Raw genomic sequence first — 15,746 nt, forward strand, 5'->3', positions numbered from 1 at the left:
CGGCGTCACCGGTCCTGTCTCATGCGCGCCTTCGCCGAACTTCTTGACAGACTGTCGCTGACGCGGTCACGCAATAGCCGGCTGGTGATCCTTCGCGACTATCTCAGGGTCACGCCCGATCCGGATCGCGGCTGGGCCCTTGCCGCCCTGACCGGCGATCTGAGCTTCGGCGCCGCCAAGCCGGCCATGATCCGGCGCGTGGTAGAGGCCCGTCTGGATCCCGTCCTGTTCGGATGGTCCTATGACTATGTCGGCGACCTGGCCGAGACGGCCGCCCTGGCCTGGCCGGGCGACCCCTTGCGCCGGCCAAATCGGGAACCGTCCCTGGCCGAGATCGTCGACGCCCTGACCGTGGCGAAGCGGACCGAGGTGGCGGCGCTGATCGAGGGCTGGCTGGACGATCTGGCGCCCAAGGGTCGCTGGGCGATGCTGAAGCTTGTGACCGGCGGCCTGCGAGTGGGCCTCTCTGCGCGGCTGGCGCGCACGGCTGCGGCGATGATGCGGCCCGGGGCGGCGCAGACATCGCCGGCCCCGGATGGAGGCCCCCCGGCGGAGCCGCTCTTGCCGGTCGATGTGGCGGAGATCGAGGAGATCTGGCACGGCCTGACGCCGCCCTATGCCGACCTGTTCGCCTGGCTGGAGGGCCGGCAGGAGCGACCGGGCGGGGACGCACCGGGCCGGTTCCGGCCGGTCATGCTGGCCGTGGCGCTGGACGAAACGACGGACTTCGAGCGGCTGGATCCGGACGCCTATGTGGCGGAATGGAAGTGGGACGGGATCCGGGTCCAGGCCGTCCGGGAGGGCGATGCGGCGCGCCTCTACTCGCGCACCGGGGACGATATCTCTGCGGCCTTTCCCGACGTGATGGACGGGCTGGCGTTCGAGGGGGCGGTGGACGGCGAACTGGTGGTGTGGCGGGACGGCGAGATCGCCCCGTTCGGCGACCTGCAGCAGCGGCTCAATCGCAAGACGGCCGATGCCCGGCTGTTGGCGACCCATCCGGCGGCCATCATCGCCTATGACCTGCTGGCGGAGCAGGGGCGGGATCTGCGATCCCTGTCCCTGATCGAGCGGCGCGCGGCCCTGGAGCGGCTGGTTGCGGCGCATCCAGGCGACCGGCTGCAGCTTTCACCGGTGGTCGACCATGACGGATGGGACGCGCTGGCGGCCCTGCGCGCCCATCCACCCGTGGGGGCCGCCGCCGAGGGGCTGATGCTGAAACGACGCGACTCGGTCTATGTCGCCGGCCGCCCCAGAGGGCCCTGGTTCAAGTGGAAGCGCGACCCGCATCTGATCGACGCCGTGCTGATGTACGCCCAGCGCGGCCACGGAAAGCGGTCCAGCTTCTATTCCGACTTCACCTTCGGCGTCTGGGACGAGGCGGGGGCGCTGAGCCCTGTGGGCAAGGCCTATTTCGGCTTTACCGACGAGGAGCTGAAACAGCTGGACAGGTTTGTGCGCGACCACACGGTTGAGCGGTTCGGCCCTGTGCGGTCGGTGACCGCGACGCGGGATTTCGGCCTGGTGCTGGAGATCGCCTTCGAGGGCCTGAACCGGTCGAGCCGGCACAAGTCGGGCGTGGCGATGCGGTTTCCGCGCATCTCCCGCATCCGCTGGGACAAGCCTGCGCGCGAAGCCGACACCCTGGCCCATGTCATGGAGTTGTTGGCGGCGATCGAGGCCGGCGGCGGCCGGATCACCGTGGCGGCGACAGCCCGGGACCCGCAGCCCGGCGGGACGCCCGGGGCCGGGTGAACGGTCGGGCAAGACCGCCCCCGGACGATGGCCCTGTCCTCACATTCCGTTCAATCCCGGCCGCCAGGTTCATTTTCCGGTCCGGGTCGATTCAATCCCGACCGATAATGGTCTAGACCCCGCGCGATGACTGTCCCTGTTTCCGACCAGATCTCGCAAGCCGTCGACGCGGGTCGTCAGGCCCTGGCGTTCGACCAGGCCCTGACGGTCCGGCTGATCGACATGGCCGGCGCCTTCGCGGTCAACCTGACCATCGCCGTGCTGATCTTTGCGGCCACCCTGTTTGCCGCCAAATGGGGAGCCGCCGTCGTCAAGCGGATGCTGGGACGAACCCGGGCCTTCCGTCACGACCAGACCGTCGTCGCCTTCGCCGTTCAGCTGGTCAGGGTGGTGATCATCATCATCGGCCTGATCGCGGTCCTGCAGAGACTGGGGGTGCAGACGACCTCGATTATCGCTGTGCTTGGCGCGGCCTCCCTGGCCGTGGGTCTCGCCCTGCAGGGGACGCTGTCGAATGTGGCGGCCGGGGTGATGCTGCTGGTGCTGCGTCCCTATCGCGTCGGGGATGTGGTCGATATCGGCGGGGCGACGGGGGCGGTCCAGAGGCTGGACCTGTTCACCACCCAGATGTCCAACGCCAACAACCACAAGATCGTCGTGCCCAATTCCAAGGTGCTGGGCGACGTCATCATCAATCTTTCGGGGCAGAAGACCCGCCGGGTCGAGATCCTCTTCACGGTCGGCTATGGCGAGAACCTGGCTGAGGCGCGGCGGGTTCTGCTGGCTGTAGCGACCCTGCATGACAAGGTTCTGAAAGAGCCGCCGCCCTGGGCCGGGGTGACCGACCTTCTGGACAGCGCGGTCCAGGTCACGCTTCACGCCTGGGTCATTCCGGGCGACTGGTGGCAGACCCAGGCCGACCTGATGCAGGCCGGCAAGGAGGCGCTGGACGAGGCCGGCATCGAGATCCCGTTCCCGCATCAGGTCGCCGTCCCCTATGGCGACGAGGATGTCATGCCTGTGGTGCGGGTGCGCACCACAGCGAGTCCTGGAGCTGACGCCGGAGCGGGCGAAGGCCGCCCCGAGGCATTGTCCGTCAAGCCCCACAGGAGAGGCTGACGATGCGTTATGATTTCGCCTCCGACAACACCGCCGGGATGACGCCCTCGGCCCTGACGGCGCTGACCGACGCCAATGCCGACTATGCGCGGGCCTATGGCTCCGACGATGTCACCGCGCGCGCCGCCGATGAAATCCGCCGCCGGCTCGACGCCGACGCCGAGATCCGTTTCGTCTTCTCCGGCACGGCGGCCAACGCCATCGCCCTGTCGATGCTGGCTTTTCCGCATGAGGCCGTGCTGGCCCATCACGCCGCCCATGTCTGCACCGACGAGACCGGCGCCCCGGGCTTCTTCGGTCAGGGCGTGGGCCTGATCGGCCTGCCCGGCGTGTCCGGAAAGATCGATGCCCGGGCGCTGACGGCGATCCTCGAAGAGCCCGAGGTGGGGCATCGCCAGCCGCCCGCGGCCCTGTCCCTGACCCAGTCCACGGAATACGGCACAGTCTATACCACCGAGGAGATGCGGCATCTGATCGAGCCTGTGAAGGCCCGCGGATACGGGGTGCATCTGGATGGCGCCCGGCTGGCCAATGCGGCGGCGGCGGGGTTCGACCTGACGCAGATCGCCCGTCTCGGCGTCGATGTGCTGGTGTTCGGCGGTGCCAAGGCGGGGCTGGCCTCGACCGAGGCGCTGGTTCTGTTCGACACGTCCCTGGCGCGGCGTCTCGACAACCGGCTGAAACAGGCCGGCCAGACGGCGTCCAAGGGCCGGTTCCTGTCGGCGCCGTTTCTCGGACTTCTGGAAAGCGGCGACTGGGAGGCGGGGGCCGCCCACGCCAATCGGATGGCGCAAAGACTGGCGGCGGGGATTGCGCTCGGCTCGCCGTTCGTCCTGGCCCATCCGGTCGAGGCCAATGCTGTTTTCGTGCGGATGCCTGCGACGGCCCATGCGCGGCTGAACGCCCTGGGCTGGGCCTGCTACCGGTTCGACGACGGCTCGGTGCGGTTCGTCTGTTCCTGGGCGACGCGGATCGAGGCCGTCGATGAACTGATCGAGACGATCACCGGCATGGATTGAGGTCAGAAATCATCAGTCGCTCTACACCCGGCGGGCCGGCAGTCAGGGCCCATGATCGCTCTTCTCGCCTTGCTGGCCCTGGAGGCCGCCCCGTCGCCAGATCCAGCAACACCCTTTTTGGGGCGGTGGGCCGTCGGCCCTGCCGATATTGAGGACTTCATCACGATCGTGCCCGATCTCCCTGTTTGCGAAGGCCGGTCCCTGGTCGTCATCGAAAGGGCCGGCACGGGCCGTGTCCGTCGCATCAGCCGGGGTCGAACGGTGGAATTTCAGGTGAGGACGGCTGGCGACGGCGTCGTCTTCGACCTGCTTCCCGGCACGGGCGGATACCGCGTCCGTCATGTCAAGGACGGCGGCTTCCAGATGGCCGTCACAACCGATGACGCGCCTGATTGGGGCCAGTCGCTTCAACATAACCGCTGTCCTGAAGACTGACCCTTCCCACCCGGCCAGCAGACGTCCATATCCCCCTCATGGCGAGAGGCGAGCGGGGCGGCGGACGAGGCGGGGGATCGATGGAAACCCGCGCCCAGGGCGGGGCGCCCGCCGCCGCGGGAGAAGAGCCTGGAACCCTGACGGCGCTGCTGGAGCTGGCGCGGCTTGTGGGCCGGTCAAAGGCGCCGCACCTGCGCCTGCGACTGGCGCTGGCCATCGGCCTGACGTTGGTGGGAAAGGGTCTGGGCGTGCTGGCGCCGCTGGTGCTGGGGGCGGCGGTCAACCATCTGGCGCGTGACCAGCCCACCGGCGTCGCCATCGGTCTGGGCTTTGCCGGGTTCGCGGTGGGGTGGGCCCTCGTCCGCTTTCTGTCGTCCGCTGCGCCCCAGTTGTCGGATGTCGTGTTCGCGCCCGTTCGCGCCGCTGCCCAGCGGACCACAGCGGCCGAGACCTTCGCCCACGCCCTGAATCTGTCGCTCGATTTCCACCAGACCAAACGGTCCGGCTCCCTGTCCCGAACCGTGGACCGGGGCTCCCGGGCCGTAGACTTTCTGCTGCGCGTGCTGGCCTTCAACCTTGTCCCGACCGGGCTGGAACTGGTGCTGGCGGCCGGGGTGCTGGGCGGCAAGTATGACTGGCGTTTCGCCGCTGTCGCCGTGGTGGTGGTCGTCATCTACACCGCCCTGACCTTCGGCATCTCCAACTGGCGGATCGAGCAGCGTCGCGCCATGAACGCGGCGGACAGCGAGGCGGCGGGTCTGGCCGTCGACGCCCTGCTGAACTACGAAACAGTCAAGTCTTTCGGGGCCGAGGCACGGGCGGCCGCAGGCTATGACCGGGCGCTGGGCGTCTACAATGACGCGGCGCTCAAGGCCAATGCCTCTCTGGCCATGCTGAATGTCGTCCAGGCCCTGGTGATGAACCTCGGCCTCGGCGTCATGGCGGTCATGGCCGGGTTCGAGGCGGCCGCCGGCCGGATGGGGCCGGGCGATGTCACGGCGGCGGTTCTGATCCTGGTTTCCCTTTACGGCCCGCTCAATATCCTGGGCTTCGCCTACCGCGAGATTCGCCAGTCCTTCATCGATATGGAGGAGATGCTCAAGGTGACGCGGCTGCGCCCGCTGGTCGCCGATGCGCCGGACGCCCATGCCCTGACGCGCCGGGTCGACGTGCGGGGCAGCGAGATCGTTTTCGACCAGGTGACCTTCCGGCACGACGCCCGCGCCGCCGGGCTGGAAGACGTCAGCTTCGTCGCGGCGCCCGGCAAGACCACAGCCATTGTCGGACCCTCAGGCGCGGGCAAGTCCACCATCGTCAAACTGGCGCTGCGCCTGCTCGACCCCCAGGGCGGGCGGGTTACGATCGATGGCGACGACATGCGGTCGGTGAGCCAGGCCTCGATCCGGCAGGTCGTCGCCCTGGTGCCCCAGGACGTGGCCCTGTTCAACGACACCATCGGGGTCAATATCGCCTTTGCCCGGCCCGAGGCCGATGAGGCGGCGATCTGGGCCGCCGCCGAGGCGGCGGAGCTGGCGGATTTCATCCGCGGACTGCCCGAAGGTCTTGAGACGCGGGTCGGCGAGCGCGGATTGAAACTGTCGGGCGGGGAGCGCCAGAGGGTCGGCCTTGCCCGCGCACTCCTGGCCGATCCTTCGGTCCTGATTCTCGACGAGGCGACCAGCGCCCTGGACAGCCGCACCGAGGCGGCGATCCAGAAGACCCTGCGCCGCGCCCGCTCCGGCCGTACAACCCTGGTGGTGGCCCACAGGCTGTCGACCATCGCCGATGCCGACCAGATTCTGGTGCTCAAGGCCGGACGGATCGTCGAGCGCGGAGCGCACCATGAACTGGTCGCCCATGTGGGCGGCGAATATGCCGCCCTGTGGCGCAAACAGACCCGAGGCGCGGCTCAGCCCCCGGGGTGAAGTCTGGCGCGGACAATGTCGCGCAGGCCTTCCAGCACGCGATGCCGGGCCGCCTCGCCCGCTTCGCCCGGCGCCAGCGTCTGCATCAACTGCATCGACTGGACGTGCACCGTGACGATGCGCCAGTCGAAGGCCTCACCCTCGGGCGAGGCGTCCAGAAGGTCACAGAGCCCCGAAGCCGCTGCGCAGAGATCCGCCATCTGAAACAGACCCGCAGCGTCCAGTATGCCTGCGGACAGGCCATAGGCGCGCGCCTTGGCGGTCTCGTCCGGGCCGGTCGGGGCCGGTATGGCGGCCAGGTTGCGGATCCGGGTCGTGATGATGTCCATACCGCGGGGCTGCATCGCCTCCAGGTTCGCTGACGCCCGGGCCATCGCGACACCCACGCTGACGCCGCCGGCGGTGTCCACCATGGCGGACAGGCGGGACGTCCTCTGCTGGCTGATGAAGGCCATCAGGCGCCCCCTCCCATTCTCGCCGCCTCAGCCTCCAGTTCGGCCGTGAGGGCGTGCAGCTCGGCTTCGTCCCCTGACAGGCCCAACCTGGCTTCGCGTTTGGCGCGGGCCACCATGTCGGCGCGGCGCTCCCCGTCCTTGCGCGGCTTCGAACGGCCGCGCCTTCGATCCGGGCCCATATAGTCTCCGGCCTCGAGAAAGGGACGGTTGTCGCGGGCCACCCAGACCAGGCGCTCCAGCAGACCGGCCGCGTTGAAGGGTTTGGTGATGAGGAAATTGGCCCCGCAATCCCGCACGGCCGCGACCTTGCCGCGCCGCACGTGTCCGGCGGTCATGATCGTGGGCACGAAGGCATTGGGCTCATGTCCCGAATGCCGAATCCAGCGCACCAGCTCGCAGCCGTCCATGCCGGGCATGTCGCAGTCGACCAGCAGCAGATCGATCGTATGGTCGCGGATGATCGCCATGGCCTCTTCGGCGCTGGAACAGGCGTAGCGGACCTGGATGCCGAAGCCGCGCAGGGCTTCTGCGGTCAGTTCGCGGCTGAAGGCCGAATCGTCGACCACCATGGTCACAGCGCTGCTGAAGTTGACGACGGCGCTATCGCGAAGCTTCTCGCCGAATCCGGTCATGACCGCGCCGCTGTGAATCCTGCTCCCGGACAGTTGTCACGGGGCCGTGGACAAGCGGTTAACGCCGGCCAGGTCCCGGGCGCGAGGTGGGTCAGCCGGCTCGGCCGATGGCGTAGAACCGGTCGGCGCGCTGTCGTCGCAGGGCATCGGCCGAGAGGGGGACCAGAGCCTTCAGTTCCTCGGCGATGACGTCGCCGACGGCGGCGATGGTGGCCAACGGATCGGCATGGGCGCCGCCCATCGGCTCGGGGATCACCCGGTCGACGATCTTGAGCTGCAAAAGGTCCGGCCCGGTGATCTTCATGGCCATGGCGGCGTCGCGCGCGCGGGCGCCGTCACGCCACAGGATGCCGGCCGCCCCCTCGGGCGAGATGACGGAGTAGATCGAATGCTCCAGCATCAGCACGCGGTTGGCGGCGGCCAGGGCGATGGCCCCGCCGGACCCGCCTTCACCGGTGACGGTGGCGATCATCGGCGTGCCCAGGGTCAGGCCGCGCTCGGTCGAGCGGGCGATGGCCTCGGCCTGGCCGCGCTCCTCGGCGCCGAGCCCCGGATAGGCGCCGGCGGTGTCGACAAAGGTCAGGACCGGCAGGCCGAACCGCTCGGCCAGGTCCATCAGCCGGACGGCCTTGCGATAGCCCTCGGGCAGGGCCATGCCGAAATTGTGGGTCAGGCGGCTGGCGGTGTCATTGCCCTTTTCATGGCCCATGACGACGACCGCCTGGCCGCGAAAACGGGCCAGACCGCCCATGATGGCCTGGTCGTCGCCGAACTGACGGTCGCCCTTCAGCTCGACGAAATCGGTGAACAGCCCGGCCAGATAGTCGGTCAGATGGGGGCGTTCGGGATGCCGGGCGACCTGGGTCTTCATCCACGGGTCGAGGTCGGCATAGGTCTTCTTGCGCAGCTGGGCCGCCTTCTTGCGCAGGCCCGCGATCTCGGCCTCGAACGAGCCGGAAGTGGCCGACAGCTGGCTCAGCTCGTCGATCTTGTGCTCGAGCTCGGCGATCGGCTTTTCGAATTCGAGATAGTGCGTGGCCATCGGGCATCCGGATTGACGGGCGAGGAGAGCCGCCCGGCGAGGCGGCGGAACCTAGAGCCGTCAACGCGCGCGGGCAAGCGGGGGTTCAGAAGGCCTTGGGCAGACCGGCCTGTTTCAGGATGGCGTTGGCGGTGTGCCGGCTTTTGGAACGAGGGACGATGATGGCAAAGGACCTGTCGGGATGCCGCCATTTCTCATGACTGCCCCTGGCGTTCTCCGCGCGCCGCCAGCCGGCGGCGAAGAGAAGGGCGGTCAGGTCGGGGTAGAAGTCGTTGGGCATCGACAGTTCCGTTGATCGGGTCTCTATCGATTGAAAGAAGCAGAGATCGCACTCAACGCACGGTCGGGTTCAACGACGGTCAGGCCGCGATCACGTCGAAACCGCCGACAGCTTCAAATCGTACGGGCACCTCGCCCGCGATCCCGAGATTTTCGGCGAGAAGCTGGGGTGCGAAATGCCTGGCCAGGGACTCGAACTCGGCCAGTGTCGCGGTCTCCAGAACCAGACCCTGGATGTTGGATTCGCTGGTCCAGACCCCCGCTTCCGGGTCCCAGATCGCCTTGACGTAAAAGGGTTCGGTCATCGCTGGAATATGCGCCGCTACTCGCCTTTTGCCAACGGGTGATGCCGAGTGACCACCTGGGTCAGGCGGTCGGTGGCGACGTGGGTGTAGATCTGGGTGGTGGCGATGTCGGCGTGGCCCAGCAGGGTCTGGACGACCCGCAGGTCAGCGCCGCCCTCCAGCAGATGGGTGGCGAAGGCGTGGCGCAGGACGTGGGGGCTGACCCGCGCCGGGTCGATGCCCGCCTCCGTCGCCGCCTGATCGAGAACCTGGGCGAAGCGGCGCGGGGTCAGATGGCCGGTCGCGCCGTTCGACGGGAACAGCCACGGGCTGTCGGGGGGCAGGGCGCCGGAGGGCAGGGGCTTGCGCCGGGCTTCCCGGACATCCAGCCAGGCCTTGATCGCGGTTCGCGCGGCGTCGTTCAGGGGCGCCAGTCGCTCCTTGCCGCCCTTGCCCCGCACCACCAGCCAGGCCGGATCACGCCGCACGGCCTCGAGCCTGAGACCCAGCAGTTCGGACACCCGCAGGCCGGAGGCATAGGCCATTTCGACCAGGGCCAGCATTCGCACCGCGCCGAATGTATCGCGCGCGGCCACGGCGGCCAGCAGGGCCTCGACCTCGGCGCGACTCAGCACCCTTGGCAGGCTGCGCCCCTGTTTCGGCGCGTCCAGCCGGCGCGAGGGGTCGTCGGCGCGCCAGCCCTCGCCGAGGGCGAAACGGTAGAACTGGCGAATCGACGAACGCCGCCTCGCCGCCGTCGCTGCTGACAGGCCGCGCGCCGCCAGACCCGAAAACCAGGCCTCGACCGCAGTCTCGTCTGCCGCCATCAGCCCGCCCGGCCCGACGGCGGCCTCCGCGTCGGACAGATCGCGCGCATAGGCCGACAATGTATGCGGAGAGGCGTCGCGTTCGACGGCCATCATCTCCAGAAACGCCTCGATCCGGGGCGAGGCGGCCTCGACCGTCACCGGATCGATCCGCAGAAGCTGTGGCCAGCGCCCGCCCATGGTGTAGAGGACGAAACGGTCATGATCGTCTCTTTCGTCCTCCGTTCCCTGATCGCCGCATGAGCCGGCCCGCATCCCGTCGCGACTCGCCGGCGCCGGTCGGCCGCACCATAGCCCTGGTCGGGCTGATGGGGGCCGGAAAATCGACCGTCGGCCGCCGGCTGGCCAACCGGCTGGGGCTTCCGTTCGCCGATGGCGACGATGAGGTGGAACAGGCGGCGGGCATGAGCGTGTCGGATATCTTCGCCGCCTTTGGCGAGGCGGCCTTTCGAGAGGGCGAGGCGCGCGTCATGCGGCGCCTGCTGGAGGGGCCGCCGATCGTTCTGGCCACGGGCGGCGGGGCGATGATGAACGCCGAAACGCGGGGCCTGTTGAAACGTCATGCTCTCACCGTCTGGCTGCGCGCCGACATCCGGGTGATCGCCGCCCGGGTCCAGCGGCGCGACACCCGACCGCTTCTGCGCGGCAAGGACGCCTATCAGACCCTGAGCGCCATGGCCGAGGTCCGCTATCCACTCTATGGCGAGGCGGATGTCGTTGTGGACGTCGGCGGCGGCGCCCACGGCCAGGCCGTCGACGCCATCCTTGCGGCCCTGAGAGCCCACACATCCCCGGCAGGAGAGCCTGAAACATGACCGTCATCCCGGTGAGCGGCGGCGCCTTTGCGGCCTATGACGTCGTGGTCGAACGGAACCTGCTGGCGCGGGCCGGGGGGCTGGCGGCGCCCCTGGTCAAGGGGCGCACGGTCGTCATCAGCGACGAGACGGTGGCCGCCCTGCATGGTCCGGCGCTGCTTGCCTCCCTGTCTGCCGCCGGGATCGCGGCGGGGATGGTGACCGTGCCGCCGGGCGAGGGCTCCAAATCCTTCGCCGAGCTGGAGCGGGTGCTGGACCGGCTTCTTGAGGCGGGTCTGGACCGCAGGGACGTGGTCATCGCCCTGGGCGGGGGCGTCGTCGGCGACCTCGCCGGTCTGGCGGCGGCGTTGTATATGCGGGGCATCGACTTCATCCAGATCCCGACCACGCTTCTGGCCCAGGTCGATTCGTCCGTGGGCGGGAAGACGGCGATCGATACGCCGCGCGGCAAGAATCTGGTCGGCGCCTTCCATCAGCCGCGACTGGTGCTGGCGGATATCGACGTGCTGGCGACCCTGCCGGCCGTGCAGTTGCGATCCGGCTGGGCCGAGGTTCTGAAACACGGCCTGATCTGTGACGCCGCCTTCTTTGACTGGCTGGCGGATGAAGGCGCGGCGGGCGCGGCCGGAGATCCGGCGGCGCTGGAGCGGGCCGTGATCCGGTCCGTCGAGATCAAGTCGGCCATCGTCGGCGAGGACGAGAAGGAGGCCGGGCGCCGCGCCCTGCTCAATCTCGGCCACACCTTCGGCCATGCGGTCGAGGCCGAACTGGGTTTTGACGAGGCGGCCCTGGCCCATGGCGAGGCCGTGGCCCTGGGGTGCGTCCTGGCCTTCCGCTATTCCGAGCGACGGGGGCGATGCGCCGGGGCCGATGCAGACCGGGTGGAGGCGACCCTGGCCGCCGCCGGTCTGCCGACGCGGCTGGTTGAGGCCGGCGCGTTCAGCGCCGAGGCCCTGATCGCGCGGATGCGGGGAGACAAGAAGGCCGAGGGCGGTCGGCTGACTCTCGTTCTGGCCGATGCCATCGGCGAAGCCTTTGTAGAAAAGTCTGTCGACGCGTCCGACGTGCGGGCCTTCCTGTTCGAACAGGGCGCGCTCTGAAGGCTGTCAGTCGATGGCGCGGCATTCGGTCGGGGGTCGGTCCTTCGCCGTCCAGGTCGCGATGATGCCCTTGCCCCGCAGGTCATATCCCTCGGCCCGATACCAGATGCCGTCCGCCGCCCGCGTTTGATACAGGTCGATGGCCAGGCCGCTGGAGGTGCGGGCCGTCGCCATGCTGCGGGGATTGTCGAAGTCCACGGTCAGGCCCTCGCCGTTCTGGCACAGATAGACCGTGCGGACGACGCGGTTCAGGGCGCGGTCCTGAAGCTCGGCTCCGGTGCGTCGCCGTGATGTCTGGGCGTCAATGGCGCGTTGCTTGACCGATTCGCCGTCGGTGGGCGCTTCCCGCGGTTCCTGCCCGCAGCCGGCAAGCGCAGACGCCACGCAGAGGAAGACGACGGCGGCCTGAACGCGGGTGCGGGACAATCAGGGACCTTTCAGGACAAGCGGGGCGGTGGGCCCGGTCAGCCTAACGCCGCACGCTCAACCCGGTTCCGTGGCGCCGCCGCCACGCCGCGCGCGAAAGAAGCCGCGCAGAAGGCCGGCGGCGTCTTCGGCCAGCACCCCGCCCTGCGTCAGGGGCTTCCAGTGCAGGGTGGGCTGGTCGAACAGGCGTGGCCCGTGGATGACGGCGCCGCCCTTGGCGTCGTCGGCGCCCCAGACCACACGGCCGATCCGGGCGTGGCTGATGGCCCCGGCGCACATGGCGCAGGGCTCCAGCGTCACATAGAGGGTCAGGCCCGTCAGCCGGTAGTTGCCCCGCACCAGCCCGGCCGCGCGCAGGGCCGCGATCTCGGCATGGGCCGTCGGATCATGGCCCGCGACGGGTCGATTCGACCCCTTCGCCACCACCTCGCCGGTCGTTTCGTCGACGATAACAGCCCCGACAGGAACCTCGCCTTCGTGCGCCGCCGCTTGCGCCAGGGCCAATGCCATGCGCATGAACCGCTCATCATGGTCCGCCATACAGACGACAACGACAAGAAGCCCCGCCCGCGTCAAGACGCCGGCGCCCGTAAACCCATGGATCGCGGTCCGAGACCTGAGGGCGGCATCAGCGGCAAGCGCTATTCCGCCGATGGCGACAGCAAGCCGAAGTTCGCCGGGAAACCCGGCGGCAAGCCCGGCGGCCAAGGCGGCAAGAAGGGGGGCGACAAGACGCCCGCCGAGCCCAAGCGGATGGAGCGAATCGCCAAGGCCATGGCCCGCGCCGGCATCGCCTCGCGCCGCGAGGTCGAGCGGCTGATCGGTCTGGGCAAGGTGGCGGTCAACGGCCGTATCCTCGACACCCCGGCGACCCTGGTCAGCCGCGACGACAAGATCACCGTGGACGGCAAGCCGATCGCGGCGGCCCAGGCGACGCGCGTCTGGCGCTATAACAAGCCGGTCGGCCTGTTGACCTCGCACAACGACCCGGGCGGGCGTCCGACGGTGTTCGACAACCTGCCCAACGGCCTGCCGCGGGTCATCTCGGTCGGGCGTCTGGACATCAATACCGAGGGCCTGTTGCTGCTGACCAATGACGGCGAGCTGAGCCGGGCGCTGGAGCTGCCGAACACCGCCCTGCTGCGCCAGTACCGGGCGCGGGCGCGCGGCCGCATCACCCAGGCCCAGCTGGATGTGCTGAAGGACGGCTGCACCGTCGACGGAGTCCGCTATGGTCCGGTCGAGGCAACCATCGAAAAGGCCAGGGAGGCCGGCGACCAGAGCTCGGCCAACCTGTGGCTCAGCGTCCAGATCGCCGAGGGCAAGAACCGCGAGGTCCGCAAGGTGCTGGAATCGGTCGGCCTGACCGTCAATCGCCTGATCCGGCTGGCCTATGGGCCGTTCCAGCTGGGCACCCTGCCGCTCGGCGCGGTGGAAGAGGTCGGGCCGCGCGTGATCCGCGAACTGCTGGGCGAACATATCCGTCCGGAGAACCTGCCCGAGGGCAATACGGTCCAGACGCCGGCGCCGGTTCCCGGCCGGCGGAACGGTCCGGCCATCCTCAAGGGCAAGTCCGGCTCTGCCCTGTCGGATCCGTCGCGCAAGCCCAGCCGGGTGCGGGCAGCGGACGCCGCCGCCGAGGCCGGCACGGCCCGCGCCGCCAATCCGCCGAAAAAGGCGGCGGGCTGGGCCAAGGCCAAGCCGAAATTTGAGCATCCGAAGCGTGATTTCAAACCCCGCGCCCGGCCGGAAGGCGCGGCTCCGGAGCGGGAGGGCGACGACCGTCCGCGCCGGGCCTTCAAGCCGCGAGAGGACAAGATCATCGGGCCGAAGTCGCCCACCTGGGCGCGCGACGGCGACCGCAAGGGCGGTGCGGGCGGGGGCTCCGCCCGGTCGGCGGGACCGCGCTCCGGCCCGGCCCGGTCGGGACCGCCCCGGTCTGACGGCCCCCGTTCGGGGCCCCCGCGTTCAGGTCCGAAAGGCCCGCCGAGGGGGCGCTGACCGTCAGGCGGCGACGGTCGCCGGGGGCTGTCGCCGCGCCAGCCATTCGGCGGCCACGACGATGACTACCGCGATCACGACCTCCGGCACGAGATAGATCGCCGGGATCGCCTGATCGACCGAGGCGGCCTCTGACATCGGCTCGGCCAGCAGGGCGATCAGCAGGTTGTTGGCCCAGTGGGCGCCGACGGCGAACTCGATGCCGCCAAGCCGCAGAGCCGCCCAGCTCCAGACCGCGCCGGACAGGGCGCGCGCCACGAAGGCGGCCGGGTCGGGGTCCAGATGAATCGCCGAAAACAGCACGCCGTTCAGCAGGACCAACAGCCAGACGCGCCGTGTCAGTCCGCCCAGCATCCGCAGCAGGACGCCGCGAAACACGATCTCCTCGGCCGCCGCCGCAATCAGGATCATGACCGAGGCCACGGCCGCATAGATCAGGCGGCTGTCGGCCAGATAGCCGGGATTGAGCACCGGGGCCGGATCGATCCGGCCCTCGATCAGCCACCCCACCGGCCACAGCGCCAGACTGGCCAGGGCCATGATCACAAACCCGCCGGCCAGAAGTCGCCATGAGGGCTTTCGGCCCGGCCATTGGAAATCGGCGATCGGCCGCTGATGGACGATGGCGGCGGCGGCCAGGATCGCCAGGGCCATCATCATCAGGGTCGCGGCCAGGACGATGAGGAAGGCGCTTTCGCGATAAAGGCGGTCGGCCGTGTCGGGAATCGGCTCGCTCAGCAGATCGACCGAGACCAGACCCGGCGCCGCGGCGGCGATCAGGGCGATGACGGCGCCGAGGGCGGAAACCAGTCCGATCATCAGGAGCGCCGACAACGCCACCGTCCCCGCCAGTCGCAGCCAGGGCCGGGTAGTCGGGTTGTGCCGCAGGAACGGGCTGCGTCCGGCCCCGGCGACAGCGAGCGTCACGGCGCGGCGGAGGGACGAGGTCTCGGGCGGGGAATCCATATCCGGACCGTTGCAACACGGCGGCGTTCCGGTCCAGAGCATCCGCCATGAGAATCGTCGCCGGAAGCCTCAGGGGCCGTCCTATCGTCGCGCCGGAAGGGCAGGGCACCCGCCCGACCTCGGACCGCGCCCGACAGGCCCTGTTCAATGTGCTGGAACACGCCGCCTGGGCCAGGCCTTTGCCGGGCGCCCGGGTCATGGACCTGTTCGCCGGATCCGGCGCCCTGGGGTTCGAGGCCATGAGCCGGGGCGCGGCCTTCGCCCTGTTCGTCGAGACCGACGAGGCGGCGCGCGGCGTGATCCGCGAGAACGCCGACGCCTACGGGATCATGGGGGCGACCCGGGTGCATCGCCGCAGCGCCATCGACCTGGGCGTCCGGCCGGGATCGGACGGGGAGGCGTTCGACATCGCCTTCCTCGATCCCCCCTATGGCAAGGCCCTGGGCGAGCAGGCCCTGCTGCGGCTGCTGGAGGGAAATTGGCTCAAGCCCGGCGCCCTGGTGGTGTTCGAGCGCGGGTCCGACGAGCCGGAGATCGAGACGCCGGGTTATGAGCGGCTGGATGCGCGGGACTATGGGGCGGCGCGGGTGCTGTTTCTCAGGATCGCCTGAAGAGCCGGCCTCGTCCGGCCGGTATCGGGGAAAATGATGCGGAACCCGATCCGGT

General features: G+C 69.4%; 18 protein-coding genes. 9 read left to right on the forward strand and 9 right to left on the reverse strand.

Annotation, left to right across the window (positions count from 1 at the left end):
• Nucleotides 1-21: 21 nt before the first annotated feature.
• The 5 genes from ACW17W_RS07020 (at nucleotide 22) to ACW17W_RS07040 (ending at nucleotide 6,253) form a co-directional block, all read left to right on the forward strand.
• Entirely contained in the window at nucleotides 22-1,755 is a 1,734-nt protein-coding gene (locus tag ACW17W_RS07020) for a cisplatin damage response ATP-dependent DNA ligase (protein WP_492080039.1), read from the forward strand.
• A gap of 126 nt (nucleotides 1,756-1,881) precedes the next feature.
• Complete coding sequence (locus ACW17W_RS07025; protein ID WP_492080040.1) at nucleotides 1,882-2,874, forward strand: mechanosensitive ion channel family protein; 993 nt, start codon at nucleotides 1,882-1,884, stop codon at nucleotides 2,872-2,874.
• A gap of 2 nt (nucleotides 2,875-2,876) precedes the next feature.
• Nucleotides 2,877-3,893: a threonine aldolase family protein gene (locus tag ACW17W_RS07030; RefSeq protein WP_492080041.1), complete on the forward strand. Its 1,017-nt coding sequence runs from the start codon at nucleotides 2,877-2,879 to the stop codon at nucleotides 3,891-3,893.
• A gap of 51 nt (nucleotides 3,894-3,944) precedes the next feature.
• Nucleotides 3,945-4,328, forward strand: a complete 384-nt coding sequence (locus ACW17W_RS07035) for a hypothetical protein (protein WP_492080042.1) — start codon at nucleotides 3,945-3,947, stop codon at nucleotides 4,326-4,328.
• Between the two features lie 80 nt (nucleotides 4,329-4,408).
• Entirely contained in the window at nucleotides 4,409-6,253 is a 1,845-nt protein-coding gene (locus ACW17W_RS07040) for an ABCB family ABC transporter ATP-binding protein/permease (protein ID WP_492080043.1), read from the forward strand.
• Here the strand turns inward: ACW17W_RS07040 and ACW17W_RS07045 are convergent.
• The 6 genes from ACW17W_RS07045 to ACW17W_RS07070 form a co-directional block, all read right to left on the reverse strand.
• Nucleotides 6,238-6,708: a chemotaxis protein CheE gene (locus ACW17W_RS07045; RefSeq protein WP_492080044.1), complete on the reverse strand. Its 471-nt coding sequence runs from the start codon at nucleotides 6,706-6,708 to the stop codon at nucleotides 6,238-6,240. The two genes, ACW17W_RS07040 and ACW17W_RS07045, sit on opposite strands and share 16 nt — an antisense overlap.
• On the reverse strand, nucleotides 6,708-7,340 hold the full coding sequence (locus tag ACW17W_RS07050) for a response regulator (protein ID WP_492080045.1): 633 nt from the start codon (nucleotides 7,338-7,340) through the stop codon (nucleotides 6,708-6,710). Before ACW17W_RS07050 ends, ACW17W_RS07045 begins: the two co-directional genes overlap by 1 nt.
• 91 nt (nucleotides 7,341-7,431) lie before the next feature.
• Nucleotides 7,432-8,382 (reverse strand): acetyl-CoA carboxylase carboxyltransferase subunit alpha, encoded by a 951-nt coding sequence (locus tag ACW17W_RS07055; RefSeq protein ID WP_492080046.1) that lies wholly within the window; start codon nucleotides 8,380-8,382, stop codon nucleotides 7,432-7,434.
• An 85-nt stretch (nucleotides 8,383-8,467) separates the two neighbouring features.
• Complete coding sequence (locus ACW17W_RS07060; protein WP_492080047.1) at nucleotides 8,468-8,662, reverse strand: type II toxin-antitoxin system HicA family toxin; 195 nt, start codon at nucleotides 8,660-8,662, stop codon at nucleotides 8,468-8,470.
• Nucleotides 8,663-8,741: 79 nt separating this feature from the next.
• Nucleotides 8,742-8,966 carry a DUF1902 domain-containing protein gene (locus ACW17W_RS07065; protein WP_492080048.1) on the reverse strand — a complete coding sequence of 75 codons (225 nt, stop codon included), beginning with the start codon at nucleotides 8,964-8,966 and terminating at the stop codon, nucleotides 8,742-8,744.
• 17 nt (nucleotides 8,967-8,983) lie between these two features.
• Complete coding sequence (locus tag ACW17W_RS07070; protein WP_492080281.1) at nucleotides 8,984-9,868, reverse strand: tyrosine recombinase; 885 nt, start codon at nucleotides 9,866-9,868, stop codon at nucleotides 8,984-8,986.
• A gap of 143 nt (nucleotides 9,869-10,011) precedes the next feature.
• On the opposite strand from ACW17W_RS07070, the gene ACW17W_RS07075 reads away from it, so the two are divergent.
• Nucleotides 10,012-10,587, forward strand: coding sequence for a shikimate kinase (locus tag ACW17W_RS07075; RefSeq protein WP_492080049.1), 576 nt, complete (start codon nucleotides 10,012-10,014; stop codon nucleotides 10,585-10,587).
• Entirely contained in the window at nucleotides 10,584-11,687 is a 1,104-nt protein-coding gene (aroB, locus tag ACW17W_RS07080) for a 3-dehydroquinate synthase (RefSeq protein ID WP_492080050.1), read from the forward strand. The genes ACW17W_RS07075 and aroB overlap by 4 nt, the downstream gene beginning before the upstream one ends.
• A gap of 6 nt (nucleotides 11,688-11,693) precedes the next feature.
• Here aroB and ACW17W_RS07085 read toward each other — a convergent pair whose 3' ends face one another.
• Both ACW17W_RS07085 and tadA read right to left on the reverse strand, forming a co-directional pair.
• Entirely contained in the window at nucleotides 11,694-12,113 is a 420-nt protein-coding gene (locus tag ACW17W_RS07085) for an MliC family protein (RefSeq protein ID WP_492080051.1), read from the reverse strand.
• A gap of 57 nt (nucleotides 12,114-12,170) precedes the next feature.
• Nucleotides 12,171-12,629: a tRNA adenosine(34) deaminase TadA gene (tadA, locus tag ACW17W_RS07090; protein WP_492080052.1), complete on the reverse strand. Its 459-nt coding sequence runs from the start codon at nucleotides 12,627-12,629 to the stop codon at nucleotides 12,171-12,173.
• A 12-nt stretch (nucleotides 12,630-12,641) separates the two neighbouring features.
• Between tadA and ACW17W_RS07095 the strand changes: the two genes are divergently transcribed.
• The gene (locus ACW17W_RS07095; RefSeq protein WP_492080053.1) at nucleotides 12,642-14,114 is read left to right on the forward strand and encodes a pseudouridine synthase; all 1,473 of its coding nucleotides are present in this window, start codon (nucleotides 12,642-12,644) and stop codon (nucleotides 14,112-14,114) included.
• Between the two features lie 3 nt (nucleotides 14,115-14,117).
• Here the strand turns inward: ACW17W_RS07095 and ACW17W_RS07100 are convergent, their stop codons facing one another.
• On the reverse strand, nucleotides 14,118-15,080 hold the full coding sequence (locus ACW17W_RS07100) for a CPBP family intramembrane glutamic endopeptidase (protein ID WP_492080054.1): 963 nt from the start codon (nucleotides 15,078-15,080) through the stop codon (nucleotides 14,118-14,120).
• 47 nt (nucleotides 15,081-15,127) lie between these two features.
• Here ACW17W_RS07100 and rsmD point away from each other — a divergent pair, with 47 nt between their 5' ends.
• On the forward strand, nucleotides 15,128-15,691 hold the full coding sequence (gene rsmD / locus ACW17W_RS07105; protein ID WP_492080055.1) for a 16S rRNA (guanine(966)-N(2))-methyltransferase RsmD: 564 nt from the start codon (nucleotides 15,128-15,130) through the stop codon (nucleotides 15,689-15,691).
• The last annotated feature ends 55 nt before the right edge of the window (nucleotides 15,692-15,746 follow it).

Source organism: Brevundimonas sp. FV1ye29L (assembly GCF_058681095.1).

Bases quoted from the DNA above. Each gene is read 5' to 3' on its own strand.
- ACW17W_RS07020 (WP_492080039.1), top strand. From the start codon at position 22: ATGCGCGCCTTCGCCGAACTTCTTGACAGACTGTCGCTGACGCGGTCA.
- ACW17W_RS07025 (WP_492080040.1), top strand. From the start codon at position 1,882: ATGACTGTCCCTGTTTCCGACCAGATCTCGCAAGCCGTCGACGCGGGT.
- ACW17W_RS07030 (WP_492080041.1), top strand. From the start codon at position 2,877: ATGCGTTATGATTTCGCCTCCGACAACACCGCCGGGATGACGCCCTCG.
- ACW17W_RS07035 (WP_492080042.1), top strand. From the start codon at position 3,945: ATGATCGCTCTTCTCGCCTTGCTGGCCCTGGAGGCCGCCCCGTCGCCA.
- ACW17W_RS07040 (WP_492080043.1), top strand. From the start codon at position 4,409: ATGGAAACCCGCGCCCAGGGCGGGGCGCCCGCCGCCGCGGGAGAAGAG.
- ACW17W_RS07045 (WP_492080044.1), bottom strand. From the start codon at position 6,708: ATGGCCTTCATCAGCCAGCAGAGGACGTCCCGCCTGTCCGCCATGGTG.
- ACW17W_RS07050 (WP_492080045.1), bottom strand. From the start codon at position 7,340: ATGACCGGATTCGGCGAGAAGCTTCGCGATAGCGCCGTCGTCAACTTC.
- ACW17W_RS07055 (WP_492080046.1), bottom strand. From the start codon at position 8,382: ATGGCCACGCACTATCTCGAATTCGAAAAGCCGATCGCCGAGCTCGAG.
- ACW17W_RS07060 (WP_492080047.1), bottom strand. From the start codon at position 8,662: ATGCCCAACGACTTCTACCCCGACCTGACCGCCCTTCTCTTCGCCGCC.
- ACW17W_RS07065 (WP_492080048.1), bottom strand. From the start codon at position 8,966: ATGACCGAACCCTTTTACGTCAAGGCGATCTGGGACCCGGAAGCGGGG.
- ACW17W_RS07070 (WP_492080281.1), bottom strand. From the start codon at position 9,868: ATGATGGCCGTCGAACGCGACGCCTCTCCGCATACATTGTCGGCCTAT.
- ACW17W_RS07075 (WP_492080049.1), top strand. From the start codon at position 10,012: ATGAGCCGGCCCGCATCCCGTCGCGACTCGCCGGCGCCGGTCGGCCGC.
- aroB (WP_492080050.1), top strand. From the start codon at position 10,584: ATGACCGTCATCCCGGTGAGCGGCGGCGCCTTTGCGGCCTATGACGTC.
- tadA (WP_492080052.1), bottom strand. From the start codon at position 12,629: ATGCGCATGGCATTGGCCCTGGCGCAAGCGGCGGCGCACGAAGGCGAG.
- ACW17W_RS07095 (WP_492080053.1), top strand. From the start codon at position 12,642: ATGGTCCGCCATACAGACGACAACGACAAGAAGCCCCGCCCGCGTCAA.
- ACW17W_RS07100 (WP_492080054.1), bottom strand. From the start codon at position 15,080: ATGGATTCCCCGCCCGAGACCTCGTCCCTCCGCCGCGCCGTGACGCTC.
- rsmD (WP_492080055.1), top strand. From the start codon at position 15,128: ATGAGAATCGTCGCCGGAAGCCTCAGGGGCCGTCCTATCGTCGCGCCG.